The organism is Paraburkholderia adhaesiva, assembly GCF_021390575.1.
Classification (GTDB): domain Bacteria; phylum Pseudomonadota; class Gammaproteobacteria; order Burkholderiales; family Burkholderiaceae; genus Paraburkholderia; species Paraburkholderia adhaesiva.
In genome coordinates this window covers 502,329-527,595 of the sequence record NZ_JAJEJQ010000001.1, presented here as the reverse complement: position 1 = coordinate 527,595, position 25,267 = coordinate 502,329, and the positions used below count along the sequence as shown (strand labels likewise).

The 25,267-nt window shown below is 64.9% G+C and carries 24 protein-coding genes; 15 read left to right on the top strand and 9 right to left on the bottom strand.

What is annotated here, in order from left to right; genetic code table 11:
- Positions 1-114: 114 nt before the first annotated feature.
- The 4 genes from glcE to proC all read left to right on the top strand — a co-directional run bounded on the left by glcE (position 115) and on the right by proC (position 4,154).
- Positions 115-1,203: a glycolate oxidase subunit GlcE gene (gene glcE / locus L0U80_RS02460; RefSeq protein ID WP_233862294.1), complete on the top strand. Its 1,089-nt coding sequence runs from the start codon at positions 115-117 to the stop codon at positions 1,201-1,203.
- A gap of 18 nt (positions 1,204-1,221) precedes the next feature.
- Entirely contained in the window at positions 1,222-2,451 is a 1,230-nt protein-coding gene (gene glcF, locus L0U80_RS02455; protein ID WP_233862293.1) for a glycolate oxidase subunit GlcF, read from the top strand.
- A gap of 166 nt (positions 2,452-2,617) precedes the next feature.
- Positions 2,618-3,316 (top strand): YggS family pyridoxal phosphate-dependent enzyme, encoded by a 699-nt coding sequence (locus L0U80_RS02450; protein ID WP_233862292.1) that lies wholly within the window; start codon positions 2,618-2,620, stop codon positions 3,314-3,316.
- 22 nt (positions 3,317-3,338) lie between these two features.
- The gene (gene proC / locus L0U80_RS02445; RefSeq protein WP_233862291.1) at positions 3,339-4,154 is read left to right on the top strand and encodes a pyrroline-5-carboxylate reductase; all 816 of its coding nucleotides are present in this window, start codon (positions 3,339-3,341) and stop codon (positions 4,152-4,154) included.
- A gap of 104 nt (positions 4,155-4,258) precedes the next feature.
- Here the strand turns inward: proC and ubiA are convergent, their stop codons facing one another.
- The 4 genes from ubiA to recG form a co-directional block, all read right to left on the bottom strand.
- On the bottom strand, positions 4,259-5,122 hold the full coding sequence (gene ubiA / locus L0U80_RS02440; RefSeq protein ID WP_233862290.1) for a 4-hydroxybenzoate octaprenyltransferase: 864 nt from the start codon (positions 5,120-5,122) through the stop codon (positions 4,259-4,261).
- Between the two features lie 198 nt (positions 5,123-5,320).
- A complete protein-coding gene (locus L0U80_RS02435; RefSeq protein ID WP_124152674.1) occupies positions 5,321-5,809 on the bottom strand; it encodes a Dps family protein in 489 nt (162 codons plus the stop codon).
- 497 nt (positions 5,810-6,306) lie between these two features.
- Positions 6,307-7,266, bottom strand: a complete 960-nt coding sequence (locus L0U80_RS02430) for a hydrogen peroxide-inducible genes activator (protein WP_233862289.1) — start codon at positions 7,264-7,266, stop codon at positions 6,307-6,309.
- Positions 7,267-7,421: 155 nt separating this feature from the next.
- On the bottom strand, positions 7,422-9,866 hold the full coding sequence (gene recG / locus L0U80_RS02425) for an ATP-dependent DNA helicase RecG (RefSeq protein ID WP_233862288.1): 2,445 nt from the start codon (positions 9,864-9,866) through the stop codon (positions 7,422-7,424).
- A gap of 299 nt (positions 9,867-10,165) precedes the next feature.
- Here recG and queA point away from each other — a divergent pair, with 299 nt between their 5' ends.
- Both queA and tgt read left to right on the top strand, forming a co-directional pair.
- The gene (gene queA, locus L0U80_RS02420; protein ID WP_233862287.1) at positions 10,166-11,236 is read left to right on the top strand and encodes a tRNA preQ1(34) S-adenosylmethionine ribosyltransferase-isomerase QueA; all 1,071 of its coding nucleotides are present in this window, start codon (positions 10,166-10,168) and stop codon (positions 11,234-11,236) included.
- A gap of 107 nt (positions 11,237-11,343) precedes the next feature.
- Positions 11,344-12,546, top strand: coding sequence for a tRNA guanosine(34) transglycosylase Tgt (gene tgt, locus L0U80_RS02415; protein WP_233862286.1), 1,203 nt, complete (start codon positions 11,344-11,346; stop codon positions 12,544-12,546).
- Positions 12,547-12,593: 47 nt separating this feature from the next.
- On the opposite strand, the gene L0U80_RS02410 is transcribed toward tgt, so the two are convergent.
- On the bottom strand, positions 12,594-12,800 hold the full coding sequence (locus tag L0U80_RS02410; protein WP_233862284.1) for a hypothetical protein: 207 nt from the start codon (positions 12,798-12,800) through the stop codon (positions 12,594-12,596).
- A 140-nt stretch (positions 12,801-12,940) separates the two neighbouring features.
- Here L0U80_RS02410 and yajC point away from each other — a divergent pair, with 140 nt between their 5' ends.
- From yajC to secF, 3 genes are all read left to right on the top strand, one after another.
- Positions 12,941-13,270 (top strand): preprotein translocase subunit YajC, encoded by a 330-nt coding sequence (gene yajC / locus L0U80_RS02405; protein WP_042262488.1) that lies wholly within the window; start codon positions 12,941-12,943, stop codon positions 13,268-13,270.
- 143 nt (positions 13,271-13,413) lie between these two features.
- The gene (gene secD / locus L0U80_RS02400) at positions 13,414-15,480 is read left to right on the top strand and encodes a protein translocase subunit SecD (protein WP_233862282.1); all 2,067 of its coding nucleotides are present in this window, start codon (positions 13,414-13,416) and stop codon (positions 15,478-15,480) included.
- Between the two features lie 15 nt (positions 15,481-15,495).
- Positions 15,496-16,446, top strand: a complete 951-nt coding sequence (gene secF, locus L0U80_RS02395) for a protein translocase subunit SecF (protein ID WP_233862280.1) — start codon at positions 15,496-15,498, stop codon at positions 16,444-16,446.
- Between the two features lie 134 nt (positions 16,447-16,580).
- Here secF and L0U80_RS02390 read toward each other — a convergent pair whose 3' ends face one another.
- From L0U80_RS02390 to L0U80_RS02375, 4 genes are all read right to left on the bottom strand, one after another.
- On the bottom strand, positions 16,581-16,748 hold the full coding sequence (locus L0U80_RS02390) for a hypothetical protein (protein ID WP_233862279.1): 168 nt from the start codon (positions 16,746-16,748) through the stop codon (positions 16,581-16,583).
- A gap of 234 nt (positions 16,749-16,982) precedes the next feature.
- Positions 16,983-17,549, bottom strand: a complete 567-nt coding sequence (locus tag L0U80_RS02385; RefSeq protein WP_233865602.1) for a YceI family protein — start codon at positions 17,547-17,549, stop codon at positions 16,983-16,985.
- A 78-nt stretch (positions 17,550-17,627) separates the two neighbouring features.
- Positions 17,628-18,173: a YceI family protein gene (locus tag L0U80_RS02380; protein ID WP_233865600.1), complete on the bottom strand. Its 546-nt coding sequence runs from the start codon at positions 18,171-18,173 to the stop codon at positions 17,628-17,630.
- Between the two features lie 38 nt (positions 18,174-18,211).
- A complete protein-coding gene (locus tag L0U80_RS02375; RefSeq protein ID WP_233862277.1) occupies positions 18,212-18,778 on the bottom strand; it encodes a cytochrome b in 567 nt (188 codons plus the stop codon).
- A gap of 377 nt (positions 18,779-19,155) precedes the next feature.
- Here L0U80_RS02375 and L0U80_RS02370 point away from each other — a divergent pair, with 377 nt between their 5' ends.
- The 6 genes from L0U80_RS02370 to L0U80_RS02345 all read left to right on the top strand — a co-directional run bounded on the left by L0U80_RS02370 (position 19,156) and on the right by L0U80_RS02345 (position 25,257).
- On the top strand, positions 19,156-20,028 hold the full coding sequence (locus L0U80_RS02370; protein ID WP_233862276.1) for a paraquat-inducible protein A: 873 nt from the start codon (positions 19,156-19,158) through the stop codon (positions 20,026-20,028).
- Positions 20,029-20,037: 9 nt separating this feature from the next.
- A complete protein-coding gene (locus L0U80_RS02365) occupies positions 20,038-20,700 on the top strand; it encodes a paraquat-inducible protein A (protein ID WP_233862275.1) in 663 nt (220 codons plus the stop codon).
- Positions 20,693-22,330: a PqiB family protein gene (locus L0U80_RS02360; protein WP_233862274.1), complete on the top strand. Its 1,638-nt coding sequence runs from the start codon at positions 20,693-20,695 to the stop codon at positions 22,328-22,330. The genes L0U80_RS02365 and L0U80_RS02360 overlap by 8 nt, the downstream gene beginning before the upstream one ends.
- The gene (locus L0U80_RS02355) at positions 22,327-23,115 is read left to right on the top strand and encodes a PqiC family protein (protein ID WP_233862273.1); all 789 of its coding nucleotides are present in this window, start codon (positions 22,327-22,329) and stop codon (positions 23,113-23,115) included. Before L0U80_RS02360 ends, L0U80_RS02355 begins: the two co-directional genes overlap by 4 nt.
- A 140-nt stretch (positions 23,116-23,255) precedes the next feature.
- Positions 23,256-24,557 (top strand): THUMP domain-containing class I SAM-dependent RNA methyltransferase, encoded by a 1,302-nt coding sequence (locus L0U80_RS02350; RefSeq protein WP_233862272.1) that lies wholly within the window; start codon positions 23,256-23,258, stop codon positions 24,555-24,557.
- A 310-nt stretch (positions 24,558-24,867) separates the two neighbouring features.
- The gene (locus tag L0U80_RS02345; protein WP_233862271.1) at positions 24,868-25,257 is read left to right on the top strand and encodes a VOC family protein; all 390 of its coding nucleotides are present in this window, start codon (positions 24,868-24,870) and stop codon (positions 25,255-25,257) included.
- The last annotated feature ends 10 nt before the right edge of the window (positions 25,258-25,267 follow it).

Here is a 25,267-nt window from a genome sequence, read left to right as displayed (position 1 = left end):
TGCACTACCGCCGCTGCCGCGACTGACCGGCGCACCCGGCAATACGGGTCGGCTCCGGGTTGCCAGGGCGGGGCCTGTGGCTACAATCGAACGAACGACAACGACAATGACGCCATGGAAGACGACGACATCGTAGCCGTCTGGTCGGACCGCGTTCGCGCGGCCACCGCCGATGGCCGCCCATTGCGCATACGCGGCGGCGGCACGAAGGACTGGTACGGCCAGGCACTCGAGGGCGAGATTCTCGACACGCGCGCGCATCGTGGCGTCATCGCCTACGATCCGGCTGAACTCGTGATCACCGCGCGCGCGGGCACACCGCTCGCCGAAATCGAATCGACGCTCGCCGCGCAAGGCCAGATGCTCGCGTTCGAACCGCCGCACTTCGGCGCGCAGGCCACCTTTGGCGGGTGCATTGGGGCCGGGATCGCCGGACCGCGCCGCACGGCGGCGGGCGCGGCTCGCGACTTCGTGCTGGGCGCTGTGATCATGAACGGCCACGGCGACGTACTGCACTTCGGCGGTCAGGTCGTGAAGAACGTAGCAGGCTACGACGTATCGCGCCTGCTCGCCGGCTCGCTTGGAACACTGGGGTTGATGCTCGAACTGTCGGTAAAAGTGCTGCCCATGCCGCAGGCCGAGGCGACGCTCAAGTTCGACATGAGCGGAAGCGACGCAGTGCGCAAGCTCAACGAATGGGGCGGACACCCGTTGCCGATCACGGCGAGCGCCTGGCGCAACGGCACGCTCGCCATCAGGTTGGCGGGCGCGGATGCAGCTGTGAAGTCCGCGCGTGCGTCGCTCGGCGGCGAGGTGGTGGACGCAGTGGAAGCGGAACGCTTCTGGGCTGGCCTGCGCGAGCAGACCGATCCGTTCTTCGCGGCCATTGCCCCGGACGCGGCGCTCTGGCGTCTCGCACTGCCTTCGATCGCCGAGCCGCTGCAATTGCCCGGCGCCCAGTTGATGGAATGGGGCGGCGCGCAGCGCTGGTGGATCACGGAAACCGACGCCCAAACCGTGCGCATCACAGCCAAGCAGGCGGGCGGCCACGCGACGATGTTCCGCACCGGCCGGGACTACGACCGCAGCGCAGGGGTGTTCACGCCGCTGCCCGCGCCGCTCATGAAGATCCACCGTGGCCTGAAGGCCGCCTTCGATCCGGCCCGCATCTTCAATCGCGGCCGGCTGTACTCCGACTTCTGAACCCAACGACCGCCCGCAATGCAGACAAACCTCGCGGACTTCATCCGGAACACGCCCGACGGCGACGAAGCGGACGCCATCCTGCGCAAATGTGTTCATTGCGGTTTTTGCACGGCAACGTGCCCGACCTATCAACTGCTCGGCGACGAGCTCGACGGTCCGCGCGGCCGCATCTATCTGATGAAGCAAATGGTTGAAGGTGCCAACGTGACGAAGAGCACGCTGACGCACCTCGACCGCTGTCTCACGTGCCGCAGTTGCGAGACCACCTGTCCCTCGGGCGTGCAGTACGGCAGGCTCGTCGAGATCGGCCGCAAGCACGCCGAACAGATGGTGCCGCGGCCGCTCCGCCAGCGCATTCTGCGCCGCGTGCTTGCGAGCTTCGTGCCGCGCCGTGCGCTGTTCTCGCCTGCGATGCGGCTTGGACAGCAACTCCGTCCGCTCCTGCCACGGCGTCTGCGCGACAAGGTGCCCGTACGCCAGCGCCCGCTCGCGTGGCCCACGGCGAAGCACGCGCGCAAGATGCTGATGCTCGCGGGCTGCGTGCAGCCTTCGATGATGCCGAACATCAACATCGCGACCGCGCGCGTGCTGGATGCACTCGGCATTGAGACAGTCGTGGCGCCGCAGGCCGGCTGCTGCGGCGCGATCCGCCTGCATCTGGGTTACGTGGACGAGGCCCTCGCCGACGTGCGCGCGAACGTCGATGCCTGGTGGCCCTACGTCGAGCAAGGCGTGGAGGCGATCGTGATGAACGCCTCGGGCTGCGGCGCGACGGTCAAGGAATACGCGCACCTCTTGCGCAATGATCCGGCCTATGCGGAGAAAGCACGTCGTATTGTCGAGTTGACACGCGACCTTTCCGAAATCCTGCCTGCGTTCCAGGATCAGCTCATCGCGGCGACGCGCCGGCGCGGCATCCACACCGTGGCGTGGCATCCGCCCTGCACGCTGCAGCATGGCCAGCAATTGCGTGGCGGCGTGGAAAAGGTGCTGGGCGCGCTCGGTCTTGATGTGCGTCTGCCAACCGATAGCCACCTGTGCTGCGGCTCGGCCGGCACGTATTCGATCTTGCAACCGCGCCTTTCCTACACACTGCGCAACCAGAAGATCGAGCACCTCAAGGCGCTTGAGCCGCAACTGATCGTGTCGGCGAATATCGGCTGCATCGCGCACCTGCAGAGTGGCACGGCGATACCGGTCACACACTGGATCGAGCTGGTCGAACATATGCTGGCGGCGAACTGAACGCACGAAGTCGAAAAGTCGAATCAGCGTAACGGAGCGCCGGACGCGAAAAAAGCTGGCCGTTCGGCCTATGTTTCGCGTCCGGCGCAGTCCGTATAATTCCCTTCGTTCGTTCCGGTTCGTTTAAACGGCCACCTGTAACGTGAGGCGGCCGATCTCAAGTCCCATGACCGATTTCGCCCGCAATCTCGAAGCCGTCCAGCAACGCATCGCCGCCGCCGCCCGCAACGCCGGCCGCGATCCGCATTCGGTCGCGCTGCTCGCAGTTTCCAAGACAATGCCCGCGCAGGACGTGCGCGCCGCGCACGCGGCCGGACAGCGTGCCTTCGGCGAGAACTACGTGCAGGAAGCCGTGGACAAGATCGAGGCGCTCGTCGATCTGCGCGCCGACCTCGAATGGCATTTCATCGGACCGCTTCAGTCGAACAAGACTCGGCCTGTGGCTGAACGCTTCGACTGGGTGCATTCGGTCGATCGCCTCAAGATCGCACAGCGTCTCTCGGAACAGCGGCCCGCCGGCATGGCGCCGCTCAACGTGTGCCTGCAGGTCAACGTCAGCGGCGAGGCCAGCAAAAGCGGCGTCGCACCGCAGGAAGCAGCGCAGATTGCACGTGCGATCGCGGCGTTGCCCAATCTGCGGCTGCGGGGACTGATGTCGATTCCCGAACCGGAGTCCACCCTCGCGGGCCAGCGCACGCCGCACCGGCAACTGCGCGAGTTGTTCGACGCGCTTCGCGCCGACGGGCTCGCGCTGGACACACTGTCGATGGGCATGTCGGCCGACCTCGAGGCGGCCGTGCTCGAAGGCGCGACGATCGTGCGGATCGGCACCGCAATCTTCGGCGCGCGCGACTACGCTCACTGATTCACTGACGCTCTCCATCACCATGAAAATTGCATTCATCGGCGGCGGCAATATGGCCACCGCACTCATCGGCGGCCTGATCCGCAAAGGCGTGCCCGCCGGCCATCTGTACGCGATCGATCCGAACGAGGACGTCCGCAAGCGCAACGCCGACACGTTCGGCGTGCGCACCGCCGCGAGCGCCGACGCGGCACTCGCCGATTACGACGCCGTGCTGCTCGCGGTCAAGCCGCAGATCGCAAAGGGCGTGGCCGAAGGGATCGCGCCTCATCTCGGGGCACACCAGATCGTGATCAGCATCATGGCCGGCATCCGGATCGACGACCTGTCGCGCTGGCTCAATGGCCACCCACGCATCGTTCGCACGATGCCGAATACGCCCGCGCTGATCGGTATGGGTGCGACGGGTCTCGTCGCGAGCCGCGGTGTGGACGCGGCGGGCCGCCAGCTCGCTTCGGATGCGCTGGGCGCGGTCGGTCAGACCGTGTGGTTCGACGACGAAGCAAAGATCGACGCAGTCACGGCGATCTCGGGCAGCGGTCCAGCGTACGTGTTCTATTTCATCGAGGCACTGGAAGAAGCGGCGCGCCAGCTTGGCATGGACGAGCAGCAAGGTCGCGCACTCGCCATCGCCACGTTCACGGGCGCAGCGCAATTGGCGTTGCAGTCGGAGGAATCGCCTTCGGTGCTACGCGAGCGCGTGACGTCGAAGGGCGGAACGACGGCCGCGGCGCTCGCGTCATTCGCGGCGTCGGGCGTGAAGGATGCCATCGTGCGCGGCGCATTGGCCGCCGACGCGCGTGCGAAGGAAATGGGCGAGGAGTTCGGCAAGCAGTAAGCGAGCCGGATTCGCTGCGGTACGCGTGCTTCTGGCCCAGCACGCGTCTGCCGCCGTGGCGCTTGCGCGAAGCGGCGAACGCGCTGCGCCGCGCCGCTACACCGTTACATCGACGTGAAAGCGTAATGCGCTGCAATGCCCGCAAACAGCGCGCCGCCGAGCCAGTTATTGTGGCGGAAGGCGGCGAAGCACGGCATGCGTTCGCGGTCTTTGATGAGCGTGTAGTGGTACACCGCGCAGCCTGCCGCCGCTGCCCAGCCAATCCAGTACAGCAGCCCAAAGCCAAGCTCGATACCAACCCAGACGTAAACGCCAAGCGTCGCCGCGTAGCACAGCATGATCGCAAGCACGTCGAAGCGGCCGAACGTCAGTGCAGAGGTGCGGATACCGATCTTGATGTCGTCGTCGCGATCGACCATGGCGTATTCGGTGTCATAGGCAACCGACCAGAACACATTCGCGGCCAGCATGATCCAGCCCATGAGCGGCACGTGATCCTGCACGGCGGCAAACGCCATCGGAATGCCAAAACCGAACGCAATGCCCAGATACGCCTGCGGAATCGCGAAGAATCGCTTCGTGAACGGATACGACGCGGCCACGAACAGCGCCACCACCGAAAGCTGCTTCGTGAGCGTGTTCAGTGGCAAGATCAGGAGGAACGAAACGAGCGCGAGCCCCGCTGCGATCGCCACCGCCTCCCACGCGCGGATCCGGCCCGATGTGATGGGCCGTTCGGCTGTCCGCTTCACGTAGCGGTCAAAATCGCGGTCCGCGTAGTCGTTGATCGCGCAGCCCGCGGAGCGCATCAGCACGGTACCGACGGTGAAAATCACGAGCAACGCCAACGACGGGCGGCCGTTCGAGGCAATCCACAGGGCGTTGAGCGTCGGCCACAGCAGCAGAAGGCTGCCGATCGGCTTGTCCATGCGGACGAGCCGCAGATAGAGCGGGAGTCGGGCGAACATGGTCGGAGCGAAAAAAAGATGCCGCTATTGTAGGCCAGCGTGCGTGGCAACCGCCGCCTCACGCACAGGCCGCCGTGCATGAGAATCGGGCGCGGTTGATAGCGCATCGGGTACGCGCCATCAAAATAAAGGCCTGCTGGACATTCCAGCAGGCCCGCGCAGCAATGAGTCGCGGCGCCCTGCACCGCGAAATACCTGTTATGCCAACATCGCGCGCAGCATCCACGCTGTCTTTTCGTGCGTCTGCATGCGCTGCGTGAGCAGATCGGCGGTCGGCTCATCGGAGGCCGCTTCCGTCGCCGGGAAAATCGCGCGCGCGGTGCGCACCACGGCTTCCTGGCCTTCCACGAGCTGGCGGATCATCTCTTCCGCTGCCGGCACGCCGTCCGCTTCCGGAATCGACGAAAGCTTCGCAAACTCCTTGTAGGTTCCCGGCGCGTGCACGCCCAGTGCGCGAATACGCTCGGCGATCAAATCGACGGCCAACGCCAGCTCCGTGTACTGCGTCTCGAACATCAGATGCAGCGTGTTGAACATCGGCCCCGTGACGTTCCAGTGGAAATTGTGTGTCTTCAGGTAAAGCGTGTACGTGTCGGCGAGCAGGCGCGAAAGGCCCTCCGCGATCTTCTTGCGATCCTTGTCGCTAATGCCGATATTCACATGCTGCACGGTTGCTTTTTTGGCCATGACAACTCCTTGTTTGCAGAGAGATAGACGAACCATCGGTGTCGATCCGGTTGCGTCGCCTCGGTGGCGATCCGTGAACGACCGAATGAATGAAAGCTTATCGCAAGATTAAGGACAGAAACCACCATCTGTCCCTGTCTACCGGACAAAGTCACCTCGTTGCGAGTTCCCCGGATTCAACCGCCGTGCAGACGCACCGCAGCGTGTACAGCGAGCACGAGCATCCCACTCGCGAAAATCGCGAAGCCGCTTGCGCGGCGCAACGACCCAGTATGCAGCGGGAGACGGTTAAGAGCGTGCATCACTTCCTCCAGTTGATTTCAGGTAGGGATCAGTTGGAAGAATTCTACATTGACTATTTATAGTTTGTTTTTGATTTATTTAATCTATCAAATAGCATTTAACGGCGCAGCGCACAGCCAGTCGCCACGCGAAGCGGAAAGAGAAATTGAAAACGCCGCCAGCGAACGCTGGCGGCGTTTTAAGGAGCCGAAACGTCAGGCCACCTCGGCGGGCGCCTCGATCCTCTTGACGCCGGGCAGGTCGCAGGCCTGGATGGCATCGACGATCGCCTCGATCGCGGGCATGCGCGTAAAGCTCTTGCGCCATGCAAGCACGACGCGCCGATCCGGCACCGGCTCGTCGAACGGCACGTACGAAAGGAGCCCCGAGTCGGCACCGCCCGCATGCGGCTTCACTTCCTGCACCGACATGCGCGGCAGCACCGTGATCCCGACGCCGCTCGCGACCATGTGGCGAATCGTTTCGAGCGACGAACCCTCGAAGGTCTTTTGGATGCCGTCCGCGTTCTGCGAGAAGCGCATCAACTCGGGACACACACCCAGCACGTGATCGCGGAAGCAGTGGCCGCTGCCGAGCAGCAGCATCGTTTCCTGCTTGAGATCGTCGGGGTCGATCTTCTCGCGCTTTTCCCACGCGTGGCCGGACGGCAGCGCGACGACGAACGGTTCATCGTACAGCGCACGCAGCGTTAGGCCGGTTTCGGGAAACGGAAGCGCCATGATCGCCACGTCGATTTCGCCCTGCTTGAGCAGTTCGATCAGCTTGAGCGTGTAGTTCTCCTGCAGCATGAGCGGCATCTGCGGGACGCGCTTGATCATCTGCTTGACCAGCGTCGGCAGCAGATAGGGCCCGATCGTGTAGATCACGCCAAGCCGCAGCGGCCCGACGAGCGGATCCTTGCCCTGCTTGGCGATTTCCTTGATGGCGAGTGTCTGTTCGAGAACGCGCTGCGCCTGGGTGACGATCTGTTCGCCGATCGGCGTCACGCTCACCTCGCTCGTGCCGCGCTCGAAAATCTGCACGTTGAGTTCGTCTTCGAGCTTCTTGATGGCAACCGATAAAGTCGGCTGGCTGACGAAACAGGCTTCGGCGGCCCGTCCGAAGTGGCGCTCGCGGGCAACCGCGACGATATATTTCAGTTCAGTGAGCGTCATTTCTTTAGGGACCAATCAGGAAAGGTAATTCGATAGTTTGTACTTATACACCTATGGCGTCGATTCGCCAATATTCAACGTCCATATTCGGGCGGGAACACGCGATTGAGCAGCAATGCCCAGACGTCAGTACGAATATCCGTCGGCGCCGTCCGTCAGGCCTTCAGATATTGCTCGCGCGCACCTAGCCAGCGGTTCAGGTGCTGTGTGACGACGTGCGGCCAGTCGTGCAGCAGCCGGTCGGCCGCGCCGCGCGCCGGTTCGATGAGCCAGGCATCCGTTTCGAGGTTCGCGAAACGCAGCATCGCTGCACCCGACTGGCGCGCGCCAAGGAATTCGCCAGGGCCACGGATCTCCAGATCGCGGCGCGCAATTTCGAAGCCATCGGTGGTTTCGCGCATCGTCTGCAGACGCGCACGGCCCGTGAGCGACAACGGCCCGCTGTAGAGCAGCACGCACACCGACGCCGTGCTGCCCCGCCCCACGCGTCCGCGCAACTGATGCAACTGCGCGAGGCCGAAACGCTCGGCGTGCTCGATCACCATCAGCGAGGCATTGGGCACGTCCACGCCGACTTCGATCACGGTCGTCGCAACGAGCAACTGCACTTCGTTGCGCGAAAAGGCATCCATCACGGCAGCCTTCTCCGTCGACGAGAGTCGCCCGTGCACGAGCCCGACGGTCAGTTCCGGCAGCGCGGCAACGAGCGTCTCGTAAGTCTCGACGGCGGTCTGCAGTTGCAGCGTCTCGCTCTCCTCGATCAGCGGACAAACCCAGTAAACCTGGCGCCCCGTCAGCGCCGCCGCGCGCACGCGCGCTATCACTTCTTCACGGCGCGCATCGGAGACGAGTTTCGTGAGGATCGGCGTGCGGCCGGGCGGCAGTTCGTCGATCGTGGAGACGTCGAGGTCCGCGTAGTAGGTCATCGCGAGTGTGCGCGGGATCGGTGTCGCCGACATCATCAGCTGATGCGGCTGGAATTCGCGCGCGCCATGATCGGCGGACTTGGCGTTCTGCGCCTTCGCACGCAGCGCGAGCCGCTGCTCCACACCGAAGCGGTGCTGTTCGTCGACGATCACGAGGCCGAGGCGCGCGAATTCGACGGCGTCCTGAATGATCGCGTGCGTGCCGATCACGAGCTTCGCCGTGCCGAGCGCGGCTGCTTCGATTGCCGCGCGCTTCTCTTTCGCTTTCAGGCTGCCCGCGAGCCACGCCACCTGCACGCCGAGCGGTTCGAGCCAGCCGCGCAGCTTGCGTGCGTGCTGCTCGGCGAGGATTTCGGTGGGCGCCATGAGCGCCGCCTGATAACCCGCGTCGATGGCTTGCGCGGCAGCGAGCGCTGCAACCACGGTCTTGCCGCTGCCGACATCGCCCTGCAAGAGACGCTGCATCGGATGCGGCTCTTCGAGGTCGCGCGCGATCTGCGCGACGACACGCTGCTGCGCGTTCGTCAGCTGGAACGGCAACGACGCGAGAAGGCGCGCGACGAGGGGCGCGGTTGCGTCATCAGCGGCGCCGCTTGCGCTGGCGTTCGTAGCAACCTCGCGCGACGGCATGACCGGTGCCGCTCGCGTGCGGCGCTCTTCGTGGGCGCGTTTGAGCGAGAGCTGCTGCGCGAGCAGTTCCTCGAACTTGATGCGTGTCCATGCCGGATGCGTGCCGTCCATCAGCGAGGTTTCGTCGGCGCCGATGCCCGGATGGTGCAGCGTCTTCACCGACTCCATCAGCGGCGGCAAGTGAAGCGGTTCCATGAACTCGCGCGCGACAGCCTCCGGCAGCAGTTCGGGCAGCGACGCACGCGACAGCGCATTGTCGATCGCCTTGCGCAGATACGCCTGACTCACGCCCGCCGTCGACGGATAGACCGGCGTGAGCACCTGCGGCAACGGCGTGTCGTCCTCGACGACGCGCACCGCCGGATGCACCATCTCCATGCCGAAGAACCCGCCGCGCACGTCGCCGCGCACGCGCAGGCGTCGGCCCATCGCCATCTGCGTGACCTGCGAGCCGTAGAAGTTCAGAAAGCGCAGGACGAGTTCGTCGCCGTGGTCATCGCGCAGCTTCACGAGCAACTGGCGGCGCGGACGGTATGCGATCTCGTTGTCGAAAACAACGCCTTCGGTCTGGGCGATGCCGCCCGGCAGCAGCTCGCCAATCGGCGTCAACGTGGTTTCGTCCTCGTAGCGCATCGGCAGATGCAGCACGAGGTCGATGTCGCGCGTGAGGCCGAGTTTGGCGAGACGATCGGCGGTTTTCGTGACCGCTGGCTTCTCTTTCGCGCTTGGCGTTTTCTTCTTGCCCTTCGGCGCGTCGCCTGCGCCGCCGTTCTCGCCGTCGGCGGGCGGCGCGCTTGCCGCGCTCGTCACTCGTTTGCCGCGCTTCGCGGCGGGCGGCAACGGTGCGGCGGACGCATCGTGGCCGCCTGTGGTCTCCGGAGCGGTCGGGTCACCGCTCACTGCGTTATCCGCAACATCCGCATCACGCGGCGACTGCGTCCCGCGCTTCGAAGTGCGCTGCGCATTCGCTCGCTCGCCGCCTGCCGCCGCTTCGCGCGCACCGGCGCCCTCGCGCGGATCGCCGGACGAGTCGGGTTCGGGCATCAGACGGCTCACAGATGAGGGCATAAGCAGCTTCGCAAGTACAATATCGGCTTTCCGGCGTGGCGCGGCAGGCAGCGGACGCGAGTCTAGCCGTCGATCCGTATGTCAACGGCGTCCAACGTCAACCACGCGGCAAGCGTTGCACGCATAGCTTGCCGCGTTGAGCGTGGGCAGTCCCGCCATCATAGCCGCTCGCCGCGCTGCGGCGGGCGTTCCGGCCCCGATCGCCACACGCGAGGCGTCTCTCGCGACAGCGCCGCCCGCCGGATTTCACTTGCATTCCCGTTTCGTCAGGCAGCATGTTCAAGCTTTCCGATTTCGATTTCGACCTCCCCGCCGAGTTGATTGCGCAGACGGCTCTCCCTGAGCGCAGCGCGAGCCGTCTGCTGGAGGTCACAAACTCCCGCGACCGCGCACAGCTCGCGCAATTCGTCGACCGCAGGTTCTCCGAACTACCCGAGTGCATCGCGCCGGGCGACCTGCTCGTCTTTAACGATACCAAGGTGCTCAAGGCGCGTTTCTTCGGCCAGAAGGCCAGCGGCGGCAAGATTGAGGTGCTCGTCGAGCGCCTGACCGGCGCGCGCACGGCGCTCGCGCAGATCCGCGCGAGCAAGAGCCCCTCGCCCGGCACGACGCTACGCCTTGCCGATGCATTCGACGTGACGGTCGGCGAACGTGTCGAGCCGTTCTACACGCTGCATTTCCCCGACGACTGCCTCACGCTGATCGAGCAGTACGGCCGCCTGCCGTTGCCGCCCTACATCACGCATGACGCCGACTCCACCGACGAGACGCGCTACCAGACCGTGTTCGCGCAGACTCCAGGCGCCGTGGCCGCGCCTACTGCAGGACTGCACTTCGACGACGCGATGCTCGCGAAACTCGACGCGATGGGCGTCGAGCGCGCAACGCTCACACTGCACGTGGGCGCGGGCACGTTCCAGCCGGTGCGCGTGGAAAACATCGACGAGCACAAGATGCACAGCGAGTGGTATCAGCTGCCGCAGTCGCTCGTCGACAAGATCGCGGCCGCGCGTGCTCGCGGCTCACGTGTGATCGCGGTCGGCACGACGTCGATGCGCGCACTCGAAGCCGCCGCACGCGATGCCGAGCGCGAAGGACGCGCGCTTGCGGCGACATCGGCAGAAACCGACATCTTCATCACGCCGGGGTACAAGTTCCGCGTGGTGGACCGGCTCGTGACGAACTTCCACCTGCCGAAGTCGACGCTGCTGATGCTGGTGTCGGCATTCGCGGGGATCGAGACCATTCGCGCGGCGTACCGTCACGCGATCGAGGAGCGCTATCGCTTCTTCAGCTACGGCGACGCGATGCTGCTGACCAGAACGGCCGACGCACTCAACGCGTAAGAAGCAGCCACACGAGTTTTTCCAAACCGCCGCGCACAAACGTGTAAAACGCTGCGGAAATCACCAATCTGCGCCGGACTGTCTTCCGGTGGCACAGGAGTCAACGCATGACCGACGGTCATCAAAACAACGCACGCGCCGAGCACGGCACCTACCTCGGCGAACGTCCGCAAAACGGCCTGAAATTCGAGCTGCTCGGCACCGATGGTCTCGCGCGACGAGGCCGCGTCACGCTGAATCACGGGGTCGTCGAAACGCCGATCTTCATGCCCGTGGGCACATACGGCACCGTCAAGGCGACGCAGCCGCGCGAACTGGAAGAAATGCGCGCGCAGATCATCCTCGGCAACACGTTCCACCTCTGGCTGCGCCCGGGGCTGGAGACGATCGAGGCGCACGGCGGCCTGCACCGCTTCATGGGCTGGAACCGGCCCATCCTCACCGACTCGGGCGGCTTCCAGGTCTTCTCGCTCGGCGAGCTGCGCAAGATCTCCGAAGACGGCGTGCGCTTCGCATCACCGGTCAACGGCGACAAGCTGTTCCTCTCGCCCGAAGTGTCGATGCAAATCCAGAAGGTGCTGAATTCGGACATCGTCATGCAGTTCGACGAATGCACGCCCTACGCGACGAACGGCGTGCCGACGACGCACCAGGAAGCGGCCGACTCCATGCGCATGTCGATGCGCTGGGCGAAGCGCTCGATCGACGAGTTCAACCGCCTCGGAAATCCGAATGCGCTCTTCGGCATCGTGCAGGGCGGCATGTTCGAGGACCTGCGCGAAGAATCGCTGGCCGGCCTCTCGCAGATGCCGTTCCATGGTTTTGCGATCGGCGGACTGTCGGTCGGCGAACCGAAGGAAGACATGATGCGCGTGCTGGAGCACATCGCACCGAAACTCCCCGCCGACAAACCGCACTACCTGATGGGGGTCGGAACGCCGGAGGATCTCGTGGCGGGCGTGGCTTCGGGCGTCGACATGTTCGACTGCGTCATGCCGACGCGCAACGCGCGCAACGGCTGGATCTTCACGCGCTTCGGCGACATCAAGATCCGCAACGCGATTCACCGCAACTCGCTGCGCCCGCTCGACGAGCAATGCGGCTGCTACACCTGTCGCAATTTCACGCGCGGCTATCTGCACCACCTGCATCGCGTCGGCGAGATTCTCGGCGCGCAGCTCAACACGATCCACAATCTGCACTACTACCTTGAGCTGATGGGCGAGATGCGCGAGGCGATCGAAACGAAGACGTTCGCGGCGTTCCGCCAACGCTTCAACGAGAACCGTGCCCGGGGCGTGGAGCAGTAGCGGCGGCTTCGGTGGCGATCCGTTTGCGGCATCGCCATGCATTACAATCAACTTTCACTGACGACGACGGCCGGACGATCCGGCACGTCGGTCCAACGCAGCGCCAGCGTAGTGCCGACGAACCACTTCAACCGCCGACCGAAATGCGCTTTTGCTGGCTTCCGCTTTATCGCAGCTTTGGGTCCCTGCGCTTTGGTCTCCGCTATGACCCTCGTTGCAGCCACCATCGCGGCCTTGATCGCCTCAATCAGCATTGACCCGAATCTAACCTGCGTTTAACCCGCGTTTAACCGCTTGATCGGAAAGCCAATTTCGCGTCCTTGTGACACCCGCCGCCGGTGGTAGAATAACCGGCTTGATTTTTGATCATGATCGTATAACTGGAGAGACCAACGTGTCGTTCATTTCCAACGCCTTCGCACAAGGTTCCGCAGCAGGTGGCGCAGAGTCCAGCCTGATGAGCTTCCTGCCGCTGATCCTGATGTTCGCTGTGCTCTACTTCATCATGATCCGTCCGCAGATGAAGCGTCAGAAGGAACACCGCAACATGCTCGCGGCCATGGCCAAGGGCGACGAAGTCATCACGAGCGGCGGCATCGTCGGCAAGGTGACCAAGGTTAGCGAAGCGTATGTCGGCGTCGAAATTGCTGACGGCACCGAAATCACCGTGCAGAAGTCGTCGGTTTCGACGATCCTGCCGAAGGGCACGATCAAGTCGCTGTAAGCCCTCGCTCGCAAAGTTCACAGGCCGCTGCGTTTGATCAGGCGGACTCACGCGTCCGGCAACGTCCGAGCTGATCACAGCAAGGACCCTGCCGGACGCGCGCACATCGAGCAGGCAGTTCTCCTCCCCCGTTGGGTCAACCAATGAACCGTTATCCCCTCTGGAAATATGTCGTGATGGTCGTGGCGCTCGCCATTGGCCTCGTGTACACATTGCCCAATTTCTTCGGCGAAGCACCCGCGGTCCAGGTGTCGAGCGGCAAGGCCACCGTCAGGCTCGACCAGACCACGCTCGAGCGTGTTGAAGCCGCTCTCGCCGCGAACAGCATCCGCGCCGACGACGTCACGTTCGACAACTCGGCGCTGAACCCGAACATCCGCGTTCGCGTCGCCGACACGGACACGCAGCTGCGTCTGAAAGACGCGCTCTCGAAGGCGCTGAACGCCGACCCGACCGATCCGCAGTACATCGTCGCGCTGAACCTGCAGAGCGCCTCGCCGCGCTGGCTGACGTCCATGCGCGCGCTGCCGATGTACCTTGGCCTCGATCTGCGCGGCGGCGTGCACTTCCTGTTGCAGGTCGACATGAACGGCGCGCTGAACAAGAAGCTCGATTCGGACGCCGCCGATGCGCGCACGATGCTGCGCGACAAGAACATCCGTGACGGCGGTGTGAACCGCGTGGACCAGTCGGTGGTGATCGATTTCGCCGATCCGGCTGTCGCCGAAGAAGCGCGCAAGGTGCTCACGTCCGGCGTCACCGAACTCCAGTGGGCGACGCAGAACAAGCCGGAAGGCGGCGTGCAGCTTGTCGGCACGTTCACGCCGGCCGTGAAAACAGCAGTTCAGCAGGCGGCACTGAAGCAGAACATCCAGACGCTGCATAACCGGGTGAACGAACTCGGCGTGGCCGAGCCCGTGATCCAGCAGCAGGGCGGCGACCGCATCGTGGTCGAACTGCCGGGCGTGCAGGACACCGCGAAGGCGAAGGACATCATCGGCCGCACGGCGACGCTCGAAGCACGTCTGGCAGACCCGATGGGCCTGCATCCGGACCCGAACGCGCCGGTCCCGCCGGGCAGCGAACTCTTCACGCAGGGCAATCAGGTGCCTGTGTGGCTCAAGAAGCAGGTGATCTTCACCGGCGACCGCATCATCGACGCGTCGGCGGGCTTCGACGAGCATCAGCGTCCGTCGGTCAACATCCGTCTCGACTCGGCGGGTGGCCGCGCAGTGCGCAGCGTCTCGCGCGACAACATCGGCAAGCCGATGGCGATGGTGCTGTTCGAGCGCGGCAAGGGCCAGGTGCTGACGGTCGCGACGATCCAGTCGGAACTGGGCGACCGCTTCCAGATCACGGGCCAGCCCACGCCGCAGGCCGCCGCCGACCTCGCGCTGCTGCTGCGCGCCGGCTCGCTCGCGGCGCCGATGGACATCATCGAAGAACGCACGGTCGGCCCGAGCCTCGGCGCCGATAACATCAAGAAGGGCTTCGACTCGGTGATCTACGGCTTCGCTGCGATCTCCGTGTTCATGATCGCCTACTACATGCTGTTCGGTGTGGTCTCGGTGATCGGCCTCTCGGTGAACCTGCTCCTGCTCATCGCTGTGCTCTCGATCCTGCAGGCCACGCTCACGCTGCCGGGTATCGCCGCTATTGCGCTCGCGCTCGGTATGGCGATCGACTCGAACGTGCTGATCAACGAGCGTATCCGCGAAGAACTGCGCAACGGCGCGCCGCCGCAGCTCGCGATCCAGAACGGCTACGCGCACGCCTGGGCGACGATTCTCGACTCGAACGTGACCACGCTCATCGCCGGCCTCGCGCTGCTCGCATTCGGCTCCGGTCCGGTGCGCGGCTTCGCGATCGTGCACTGTATCGGCATTCTCACGTCGATGTTCTCGGCCGTGTTCTTCTCGCGCGGACTCGTAAATCTCTGGTACGGCGGCAAGAAGAAGCTCAAGTCGCTGGCCATCGGCCAGGTGTGGCGTCCGGCGCCGGAGATGGCAGGCGCGGCTGGTGCTGCAAGTGCAGGTGCACTCGGCGTGAACGATGCCGACACCGACACGGGCCGCGCCCTTGCCGGCGCAGCGAAGCGTCGCGAAACGACGAGCGCGGCGAAGGCCCCGACCGGCGCAGCACGCGCCAAGCCGGTCGTGCGCCGCAGGAACGGGCAGAGTGGCCCAGGCAACCCGGGCTCGTCCCGCTGATACGGAGTCAAGATCATGGAATTTTTCCGCATCCGCAAAGACATCCCGTTCATGAAGCACGCGTTGGTCTTCAACGCGGTTTCGCTGATCACGTTCATCCTCGCGGTGTTCTTCCTGTTCCACCGCGGGCTGCATCTGTCGATCGAATTCACTGGCGGCACGGTCATCGAAGTGCAGTATCCGCAAGCGCTCGAACTTGAGCCTGTGCGCAACACGCTCGCGAAGATCGGCTACGGCGACGCCCAGGTGCAGAACTTCGGCACCTCGCGCGACGTCCTGATTCGCCTGCCGCTCAAACCGGGCCTCAGCTCGGCGCAGCAGAGCGATCAGGTCATGGGCGCGCTCAAGGCCACGAATCCGCAGGTGCAGTTGCAGCGCGTGGAATTCGTCGGTCCGCAGGTCGGCAAGGAACTGGCGACCGACGGCCTGCTCGCGCTGGCGTGCGTGGTCGCAGGCATCATCATCTACCTGTCGTTCCGCTTCGAATGGAAGTACGCCGTGGCCGGCGTGATCGCGAACTTGCACGACGTCGTGATCATTCTCGGCTTCTTCGCGTTCTTCCAGTGGGAGTTCTCGCTTTCCGTGCTCGCGGCAGTGCTCGCGGTGCTCGGCTACTCGGTGAACGAGTCGGTCGTTATCTTCGACCGGATCCGCGAGACCTTCAAACGCGAACGCAAGATGGCCGTCTCCGAAGTCATCAACCACGCGATCACGAGCACGATCTCGCGTACCATCATCACGCACGGCAGTACGCAGCTGATGGTGCTGTCGATGTTCTTCTTCGGCGGCCCGACGCTGCACTACTTCGCACTCGCACTGACGGTCGGTATTCTCTTCGGCATCTACTCGTCGGTGTTCGTGGCAGCGGCGATCGCGATGTGGCTCGGCGTGAAGCGCGAAGACCTCATCAAGGACAAGAAGGAACGGCACGATCCGAACGATCCGAATGCGGGGGCGCAGGTTTAAGCGCTCGTTCGGATTTGCGAATGAAAAAATGGCTCACTTACGTGAGCCATTTTTTTTGCCTGCATCGAGCCCACAACGCATTCGGAGAAGCGAGTCGTTGTCTGGCATTTGCGAGCCGCGAGGCAGCGCCAGGCCTAATGGCGCCTTACGAACAGAACATAGAGGGCTGCAAACACCGCAACAATACCGATGTTCACGAACAGCCGTGCCAGGAGCCGATCCCTGAAGAACACCAGATCGACACCGACGATAACGGCTATCAACGCCAACACGTAAAGCACGACAACCGCATTCCTTGTCATTCAATCACCCGCTCAAAGACATCGGATGCCACCTGCCGATCGCGTCGCCGGATTTGCTGCAAAGCATCCGTTGAATTGTCGACAGGGGCAAGCGCGAAGGTACGCCCGATGCGGGGCAAAGGTCGTCGACCGGTTCACGCCCTTCGCTCACGCCCCGGCAGCCGCATCATCCCGCAGAAAACGCGGGAGAAGCGCGTTACCGCATGCGGCCGCGGACGTCCTCACCACCCGCCCCTACTGCTTGATCCCTTCGGCTTGAATGTGCAGCCTGGTTTCCATATTGAAGCCGTACTTCTTGCCCATATCGACGCCAAAATCCTCACGATTGAACGTGCCCGAGGCTTCGACGCCGCACACCTCGCGCTTGAGCATCGGATGCTGCATGCATTTGAACGACACGATGTCGAGATTGAGCGGCCGCGACACACCATGCAGCGTGAAAGTGCCGATCACCTGCTTCGGCGTATCGCCGTCGAAGACGATCTGCGTGCCCTTGAAGGTGGCCGTGGGGTACTTCGCTGAATCGAGAAATTCCGGCCCGGCGACGTGCTTGTCCAGCTCTGCGTTCCCCGTCTGCACCGACGCCGGATCGATCGTGACGTCCACGGTCCCCGTCTTCGCGTTGCGATCGAGCGTGACCGTGCCCATGGTCTTCGTGAACTTCCCGCGCCAGACCGAGAGTCCGGCCATGTGATCGGCTTCGAAGCTCGGGTAGGTGTGGTTCGGATCGAGCTGGTACGTGTCGGCGGCGAGCGCTGGAATGGAGTACGAAACGATGCACGCAACGGACGCAGCAGCAATCGCCTCTACGGTAACGCGGGACAAGGTCTTCAAAAGCGCCTCCCAGGGAGAAAGATGAAAGTCCAGCAGAGCGCCGCGCTACGGGTGCGCGACGACGATGTGAAACTTGATGAGCACTTCGTCAGCGACCGTGGACGTATCTTTCCATTCGCCCGTGCCCACATTAAAAGCGAGGCGATGAACCGGCAGCGTGCCGTCGAAGGTCTGCGTCGTGCCTTGCTGCGTGACGACGATGGGTACGACCACGGCCTCGGTGTGCCCCTTGATCGTGAGTTTGCCATTCACGCGGAACTGGTTCGGACCGGTCGGCGTGAGCGCCGTCGAAACGAAAGTGGCCTGCGGATACGCCTTCGCGTCGAACCATTCGGGACCACGCACGGAGTCGTTATAGCTCGCATCGCCGAGATCGTAGCTGCCGGTATCCACCGTGATGCGCGCGGTGCCGGCCTGCGGTTTCGCGGGATCGAAGGCGATCTGGGCGTCGAATTTCGTAAAGCGCCCTTCGACCGGCACACTCATCTGCCGCGAGATGGCAACGAGCGTGCTCTTTGCCGCATCGATCTGCGCCTGTGCGTCGGCGCCGGACGCGAGCGCGACGGCACAACCCGTCACGAGCGCCAGCATGGCCGCGGGACGGCATCGCGTCCACCCGAAACATGCCTTCATGATCGTCCTCGTCTGAGCAAAGGAATCATCCGCGCAAGCAGTCCGTCGCGGTCCAGCCATTGATGCTTGATCGCAGCCAGCACATGCGTCACGACAAGCGCAGCGAGCGCGTAGTTCAGCACAACGTGCAGTCCGCGCAGGATCGGCTTCAGGACCGGGTCGGGGCCGATCAGCATCGGCAGGCGCACGAGCCCGAGATAGACGACGGGCACGTTGGCCGCGCAACTGAAAAGATACCCCGTCAGCGGCACGACAAACATCAGGATGTACAGCAACACATGCGTGCCGCGCGCCGCCGTGCGCTGCCACCGGGGCATGCCCTGTGGAAGCGCGGGCGAGCGGTGCGTCGCGGTCCACGCGACGCGCAGCACGGCGAGTCCGAACACCGTGACGCCCAGCCACTTGTGCCACGAGTAATAACGGAGCTTGGTGGGCGTTATTCCGTGGATCCCCGTCATCACCCAGCCGAGCGCGAACGCGCACACGATGAGGAGCGCGATCAACCAGTGCAGTGCGATCGCGGTGCGGGTGTAGTCGTCGGATGGGGCGAAATCGTGCGACATCGATCGAAATCCGTTCTGGTGCTCCCGCGCGGCGGTCGTGCGTTGCAGCATCGCGTCGTGCGACGCAAACGCCAGCGCCACAGCGCAGGCCGATCCCATCCACGAGTGCCTCGCGTCAAACATCAGACCTGGCTGGCACCCGCCGATTGAGCAAACGTGGCACACTCCTGGCCCGTCATGCTACTCCAGTGCTGCGCGCGGCGTCGGCTTGGCGAAAGGGTGGCGAAAGACTGGCCGCACTTGCCGCTCTCGCCCCCTGTTGCCTCGAGTCACGCCGGGGTTCCCTGTTTGGTAACATGGCGCCGAGCCGCTGCGAACCTGTGTCGCGTGCGCCATCGCTGTTCGTCCCGTTCACGTCGTTTTGCGTATCTGCCCGCATGGCCCAGGAGCAACTCATCGCGTGTCACGAATGCGACGCGCTCTTTCGCAAGCCGCGTCTCCTTGGCCGGCAGGCCGCGCGCTGCTCGCGCTGCGGCGCGACGCTCTATAGCAGCGGGTCCGCGCAACTCGACCGCATCTGCGCGATGACCGTCGCCGCACTCGTCACGTTCGTCATCGCCCAGTCGTTTCCGATCATCGAACTCGACGCCAATGGCATCACGTCGGCAGCGAGTCTCTTCGGCGCGCTCATCGTCCTGTGGGGCGAGGACATGCAGATCATCGCGCTGATGGTGTTCTGCGCCACCATCCTCTTTCCGCTCACCGAACTCGTCGCGCTGCTTTATGTGCTGTTGCCCGTGCGGCGCGGCGTCGTTCCACCGGGCTTCAACCGCGTGCTGCGTGCGATCGAATTCGTACGGCCCTGGGGCATGCTCGAAGTGTTCATGCTCGGCGTGCTGATCACGATCGTGAAGATGGCAAGCCTTGCGCGCGTGATTCCGGAGACGGCGCTCTTCGCATTCGCCGCGCTCACGCTCATGTTCACCGTGGTTGTCACATTCGATGCCCGCACACTCTGGGATATCGTCGACGACCTGCGCGAGCGCGAGCAGGCAAGGCGCGCGGGTGGCAGCGCGCCCGGGAGCGGACTGCCCGGCACAGGAGGCCCCCGCGGCCCTGCTGCACCCACTGCCCCCGCTGCTCCCGCCAGTCCGGCCGGACATGGCACGCCGTCCACGTCCACGGCTGGCGCTTCGCCTGCGACCCACACCGAACAGCCCCACCCGCTCGCCGAACCCGAAATCCGGGACCGCTCGGAGGCGAAGCCGCCGCACACCATCCCGAAGCCTTCGGGCCCGTCACCGCACTGAGGCCGCCCGATGAAATACGTGACCGCCACCGCCGCCGGACTCGTCTCGTGCCACGCATGCGGACGCGTGCAGCCGCACGCGCGCCGAGGCGCGCCGTCGCGCTGCGCGCGCTGCGGCTCGACGCTGCACGAGCGCAACCCCGACAGCCTCACGCGCACCTGGGCGCTGCTCATCGCGGCGGCGCTGCTCTACATCCCGGCGAATCTGCTACCGGTCATGCACACGGCTTCGCTGACCGGCGACGAAGACGACACGATCATGAGCGGCATCGTGTACTTCTGGACCTCAGGTTCGTGGCCGCTCGCGATCATCGTGTTCATCGCGAGCATTCTCGTGCCGATGCTCAAGATCTTCGTCCTCGCGCTCCTCTCGATCACCGCGGGACGCCGCTCGAAGTGGCGCCCCGTCGAGCGCGCGAAACTTTATCGGCTCGTGGAATTCATCGGCCGCTGGTCGATGCTCGATATCTTCGTCGTCACGCTGACCGTTGCGCTGGTACGCTTCCAGTCGCTCGCGGTGATCACGGCGCGTCCGGGCGCGATTGCGTTCGGCTCGGTCGTGATCCTGACCATGCTGGCGTCCATGCAGTTCGATCCGCGCCTCATCTGGGATCCCTTCGACGACGACACACAAAAGTCCGAGCAACACTCTCAGGATCGCCCTCATGAATAATCCGAATGGGCCGACCCCGCCTTCCGCGGGCGGCCCGCTCCCGCCCGATCTTCCGGAACCGGAGATCGCCAAGCCACGACGCTGGCTGCCTTCGCTCGTCTGGATCGTGCCACTTGTTGCGGCGCTGATAGGCGTGGCGCTCGTCGTGAAGTCGGTCTCCACGCGCGGGCCGACCATCACGATCAGCTTCGGGAGCGCCGAAGGCCTCGAGCCCGGCAAGACGAAGGTGAAGTACAAGGACGTCGACATCGGCTCGGTGCGCACGGTCAAGCTCTCGCCGAATCGCTCGCGCGTGCTCGCCACCATCGAACTGACCAAGGACGCGGAAGCCTTCGCCGTGAAGGACAGCCGCTTCTGGGTCGTGCGCGCGCGCATCGGCGCAAGCGGCGTCTCGGGACTCAACACGCTGCTGTCGGGCTCGTACATCGGCGCCGACGCGGGCCATTCGAGCGAAACCGCTACGGACTTCGTCGGACTCGATGCGCCACCTCCGGTCACTATCGACGCGAAGGGCCACCGCTACACGCTGCGCAGTGAAACGCTCGGCTCGCTCGACATCGGCACGCCGATCTTCTACCGGCGCATCCAGGTAGGCCAGGTGACCGGCTATTCGCTCGACAAGGACGGTACCGGCGTCACCGTCGGCGTATTCGTGAGCGCGCCATACGACCAGTACGTAGGCACCAACACGCGCTGGTGGCACGCGAGCGGCGTGGACGTGCGGCTCGACTCGAACGGCATCAAGTTGAACACGCAGTCGCTCGCGACCATCGTCGTGGGCGGCCTCGCGTTCCAGGCGCCGCCCGGCCAGTCCGCGGGCCCGCAGGCGCCCGACAGCGCCACCTTCTCGCTGGCGTCCGACGAAACCGAGGCGATGCGCGAACCGGACGGCGCGCCGGTGCGCGTGGTCATGTCCTTCAACCAGTCGCTGCGCGGGCTTTCGGTGGGCGCGCCGGTGGACTTCCGCGGCATCGCGCTCGGCCAGGTCACCGAAATCGGCGTCGAGTACGACCCGAAGGAGCACAACTTCACGATGCCGGTCACGATCGATCTCTATCCGCTGCGCCTTTCGCGCCGCACGCGCGGCGAAACGCCCGCGCCGGGCACGCCGCAGGGGCGCGATCTGCTCAAGCGCCTGGTCGAGCGCGGGCTGCGCGGCCAGTTGCGCACGGGCAACCTGCTCACGGGCCAGCTCTACATCGCGCTCGACATCTTCCCGAAGGTGGGCCCGGCGAAGACCAATCTCGATCGCGACCCGATCGAGCTGCCGACCGTTCCGAACTCGCTGGAAGAGTTGCAGCTGCAGGTGGCCGACATCGCGAAGAAGCTCGACAAGATTCCGTTCGACCAGATCGGCACGAACCTGAACGAGTCGCTCAAGAACGCCAACCAGCTCTTCGGCCAGGTGAACAACGAGGTGCTGCCGCAGTTGCGCGGCACGCTCAGTGAAGCCCAGAAGACCTTCGGCGCGGCCCAGGCGACGCTGCAACAGGACTCGCCACTGCAGTCCGACGTGCATCAGGCGATGCAGGAACTGACGCGCACGCTCCAGTCGCTGAATTCGCTGTCCGACTATCTGGAACGCCATCCGGAATCGCTGCTGCGCGGCAAATCAGGAGATAGACCATGATGTTCGACCGGCTCCCCGCGCGCCGCGCCGGAACCGCTGAAGAGCCGCGCGGCGCGGCTCTCATTTCCCTCGCGGTCCGACACGCGGCGCTGCCCCTTGCAGCGGCGATTGCCGTGCTGACCGGCTGTGCGTCGCCCGCGAGTCACTTCTACACGCTAAGCCCACCCGACGACGCGGCGCACGCGAGCGCATCGACGCGAGGCGCCAACCCCGGGTGGCTCATCGAACTCGCGCCGGTCGAGGTGCCGCCGCAGGTCGCGAAACCGCAGATCGTCGTGCAGACCGGCGCCACGCAGGTGGATGTGCTCGAGCAGCAGCGCTGGGCGTCCATGCCAGGCGACGAGATCCGCCGCGCGCTGTCCGTCGACCTCACGCAGCGGCTCGACACGATCGACGTCTACGGCTCGCCGCATGCCGAGGGCGTCCCGGTTTACCGCGTGAGCGTCAACGTGCAGCGCTTCGAGTCGTGGCCCGGCTCGCACGCGCTCATCGACGCCGTATGGAGCGTGCGATCGCTCGCATCGCAATCGGTCATGACGTGCCGCAGCGTGCTCAACGAACCCGTTGGCGACGGCTATGACGCGCTCGTCGCCGGACACCGGCGCGCAGTCGAGGCGCTTTCGACGGCGATCGCGAGCGGCGTGCGCTCGCTAGCAGCGCAGCCGCAGCCGATGACGCAGCCGGAAGATGCGAAGGCCGCCGGCCATCAGAAGCCGGTGAGCGCGATCGCCTGCCCGTCGGCGGCACCTGCTGCTGCAGCGGCGCCGGGCGCGGCGGCGGGCTAGTTCCAGCCCACAGGCAGCGCGGCGCGGCTCGCGGTAGCTCAGGCTTTTCGACTATCGGCCGCCGCCCGCGTCACGGTGCGCGGACCGGCTCGGCAACCCGCGTACAATAGCGCCTTCCTCGCAGCGTCCCTTCCTCGTTCATGTCCTTCGAATTTTTCGCCCCCTGCCCGCGTGGCCTCGAAACCGCGCTCGCCGCCGAACTGGCCGAAACGGCGCAACGGCGCCTGCCGCCCGGTGCTCTCGACGTCGGTGCCGAAGTGCCCGGCGGCGTGCATTTCCGCGGCAACTGGGCCGGCGGCATGGCCGCGAACCTGCATTCGCGCATCGCGAGCCGCGTTCTGCTGAAAATCGCCCAGCGGCCCTATCGCAACGAGCAGGACATCTACGCGCTCGCGCGCGAACAACGCTGGGAACAGTGGTTCTCGGCGAACGAGACGTTGCGCATCGACATCACGGCGATCAAGTCGCCGCTGCGCAGCCTCGAATTCGCCACGCTGCGCGTGAAGGACGCCATCTGCGATCGCATGCGCGAGAAGTCGGGCGCGCGTCCGAGCATCGACACCGCGTATCCGGACGTGCGCGTCTTCGCGTTCCTCACGGCGGGCGACTGCACGCTCTACCTGGACACCTCGGGCGAGCCGCTCTTCAAGCGCGGCTGGCGTCTCGACAAGGGCGCGGCGCCGCTGCGCGAGAACCTCGCGGCCGGCATTCTGCGCATCACCGGCTGGACGCCGGGCACGCCGCTATTCGATCCGATGTGCGGCAGCGGCACGTTTCTGGCGGAAGCCGCGCAGGTCGCGCTCGACATCGCGCCGGGACTCACGCGCAGCTTTGGCTTCGAGCGTCTCAAGCAGTTCGACTCGGCCGCGTGGCGCCATCTGAAAAGCGAGGCGAACACGGCGCGCAACACAGCACAAAGCAAGGTGCGCGATCTGCACATCTACGGCAGCGACATTTCCGACGTGATGCTCGAAAAGGCGCGCGCCAACTTCACACGCGCGGGCCTTGGCAACGTGCCGCTCAAGCAGCTCGACGCGCGCAACATGACGCCGCCCGAAGATGCACCGGGCATCCTCGTCGCGAATCCGCCGTATGGCGAGCGGATCGAAGTGCGCGGACGCAACGCGCGCGGCGAAGCGCGGCCGACGGCGCGCGACCGTGACGAGGACGGCGAGGGCTTTCGCCGCGCCGATACCGAAGCACCCGACGCCGAGTTCTTCAACGCGCTCGGCGACGCGCTCAAGCAGCGCTTCACGGGCTGGCGCGCCTTCGTGCTCACCTCGGACCGCAAGCTGCCTGGGCAGTTGCGCCTGCGCGAATCGGCGAAGACGCCGCTTTTCAACGGCGCGCTCGAATGCCGCCTGTTCCGCTTCGACCTGATCGCGGGCAGCGTGCGTCAGCGTCCCGCACAGGGCACCGCCGATACGGGCAGCGGCGCCTGAGCAAGCGTTGCGGCACGCGCCCAACGTGCTGCAAGACTCACTGCATAACGCGGAAGACCGCGGCACGCATCGCGATGCGGCCGCGGATAACCGTCGTACTTCACACCTGATCCAGGCCGCACCGGCGCATCTGCCGATTCGGGGCCGGAGCGCATTTCGGGGCTTGGGCCGTTAGCCGTCGCCTCGCGACGGCGCACCATGCCGCCTGTACTGACAATACGTTGTCAGCAGCCCCCCAGCACACTCGAGTTACGCCATCTGGCGTTGCCGCAGTATCCACTGTCAGCAGCCCGTACTCGAGGAGCGCATCATGTCGGCCGAAATGTCCCGCGTCATCTCCTGGTTCGAAATCCCCGCGCACGACCTGGATCGCGCCGCCCGCTTTTACGAAACGGCCCTTGGGACGTCACTGCAGCGCGATGTGATCGGCGGCGTGCAGATGGCGCTGTTCGCCCACACCGACGCCGACACGGGCGGTTGCATCGTGTTCAATCCCGTGGACGTGAAGCCCGATCCGAAAGGCGTGCTCGTCTATCTGAACGCGCAGCCATCGGTGTCAGCGGTGCTGGAGCGCGTCGAAAAGGCCGGCGGCAAAAGGCAGGGGCCGGCGCAGGAACTGCCGAATAATTACGGTTATATCGGCTTCTTCATCGATACCGAAGGCAACCGCGTCGGGCTGCACGCGCCGAAGCTCGGGTAAGACACACAAG

Bases quoted from the DNA above. Each gene is read 5' to 3' on its own strand.
- glcE (WP_233862294.1), top strand. From the start codon at position 115: ATGGAAGACGACGACATCGTAGCCGTCTGGTCGGACCGCGTTCGCGCG.
- glcF (WP_233862293.1), top strand. From the start codon at position 1,222: ATGCAGACAAACCTCGCGGACTTCATCCGGAACACGCCCGACGGCGAC.
- L0U80_RS02450 (WP_233862292.1), top strand. From the start codon at position 2,618: ATGACCGATTTCGCCCGCAATCTCGAAGCCGTCCAGCAACGCATCGCC.
- proC (WP_233862291.1), top strand. From the start codon at position 3,339: ATGAAAATTGCATTCATCGGCGGCGGCAATATGGCCACCGCACTCATC.
- ubiA (WP_233862290.1), bottom strand. From the start codon at position 5,122: ATGTTCGCCCGACTCCCGCTCTATCTGCGGCTCGTCCGCATGGACAAG.
- L0U80_RS02435 (WP_124152674.1), bottom strand. From the start codon at position 5,809: ATGGCCAAAAAAGCAACCGTGCAGCATGTGAATATCGGCATTAGCGAC.
- L0U80_RS02430 (WP_233862289.1), bottom strand. From the start codon at position 7,266: ATGACGCTCACTGAACTGAAATATATCGTCGCGGTTGCCCGCGAGCGC.
- recG (WP_233862288.1), bottom strand. From the start codon at position 9,866: ATGCCCGAACCCGACTCGTCCGGCGATCCGCGCGAGGGCGCCGGTGCG.
- queA (WP_233862287.1), top strand. From the start codon at position 10,166: ATGTTCAAGCTTTCCGATTTCGATTTCGACCTCCCCGCCGAGTTGATT.
- tgt (WP_233862286.1), top strand. From the start codon at position 11,344: ATGACCGACGGTCATCAAAACAACGCACGCGCCGAGCACGGCACCTAC.
- L0U80_RS02410 (WP_233862284.1), bottom strand. From the start codon at position 12,800: ATGCTGATTGAGGCGATCAAGGCCGCGATGGTGGCTGCAACGAGGGTC.
- secD (WP_233862282.1), top strand. From the start codon at position 13,414: ATGAACCGTTATCCCCTCTGGAAATATGTCGTGATGGTCGTGGCGCTC.
- secF (WP_233862280.1), top strand. From the start codon at position 15,496: ATGGAATTTTTCCGCATCCGCAAAGACATCCCGTTCATGAAGCACGCG.
- L0U80_RS02390 (WP_233862279.1), bottom strand. From the start codon at position 16,748: ATGACAAGGAATGCGGTTGTCGTGCTTTACGTGTTGGCGTTGATAGCC.
- L0U80_RS02380 (WP_233865600.1), bottom strand. From the start codon at position 18,173: ATGCTGGCGCTCGTGACGGGTTGTGCCGTCGCGCTCGCGTCCGGCGCC.
- L0U80_RS02375 (WP_233862277.1), bottom strand. From the start codon at position 18,778: ATGTCGCACGATTTCGCCCCATCCGACGACTACACCCGCACCGCGATC.
- L0U80_RS02370 (WP_233862276.1), top strand. From the start codon at position 19,156: ATGGCCCAGGAGCAACTCATCGCGTGTCACGAATGCGACGCGCTCTTT.
- L0U80_RS02365 (WP_233862275.1), top strand. From the start codon at position 20,038: ATGAAATACGTGACCGCCACCGCCGCCGGACTCGTCTCGTGCCACGCA.
- L0U80_RS02360 (WP_233862274.1), top strand. From the start codon at position 20,693: ATGAATAATCCGAATGGGCCGACCCCGCCTTCCGCGGGCGGCCCGCTC.
- L0U80_RS02355 (WP_233862273.1), top strand. From the start codon at position 22,327: ATGATGTTCGACCGGCTCCCCGCGCGCCGCGCCGGAACCGCTGAAGAG.
- L0U80_RS02350 (WP_233862272.1), top strand. From the start codon at position 23,256: ATGTCCTTCGAATTTTTCGCCCCCTGCCCGCGTGGCCTCGAAACCGCG.
- L0U80_RS02345 (WP_233862271.1), top strand. From the start codon at position 24,868: ATGTCGGCCGAAATGTCCCGCGTCATCTCCTGGTTCGAAATCCCCGCG.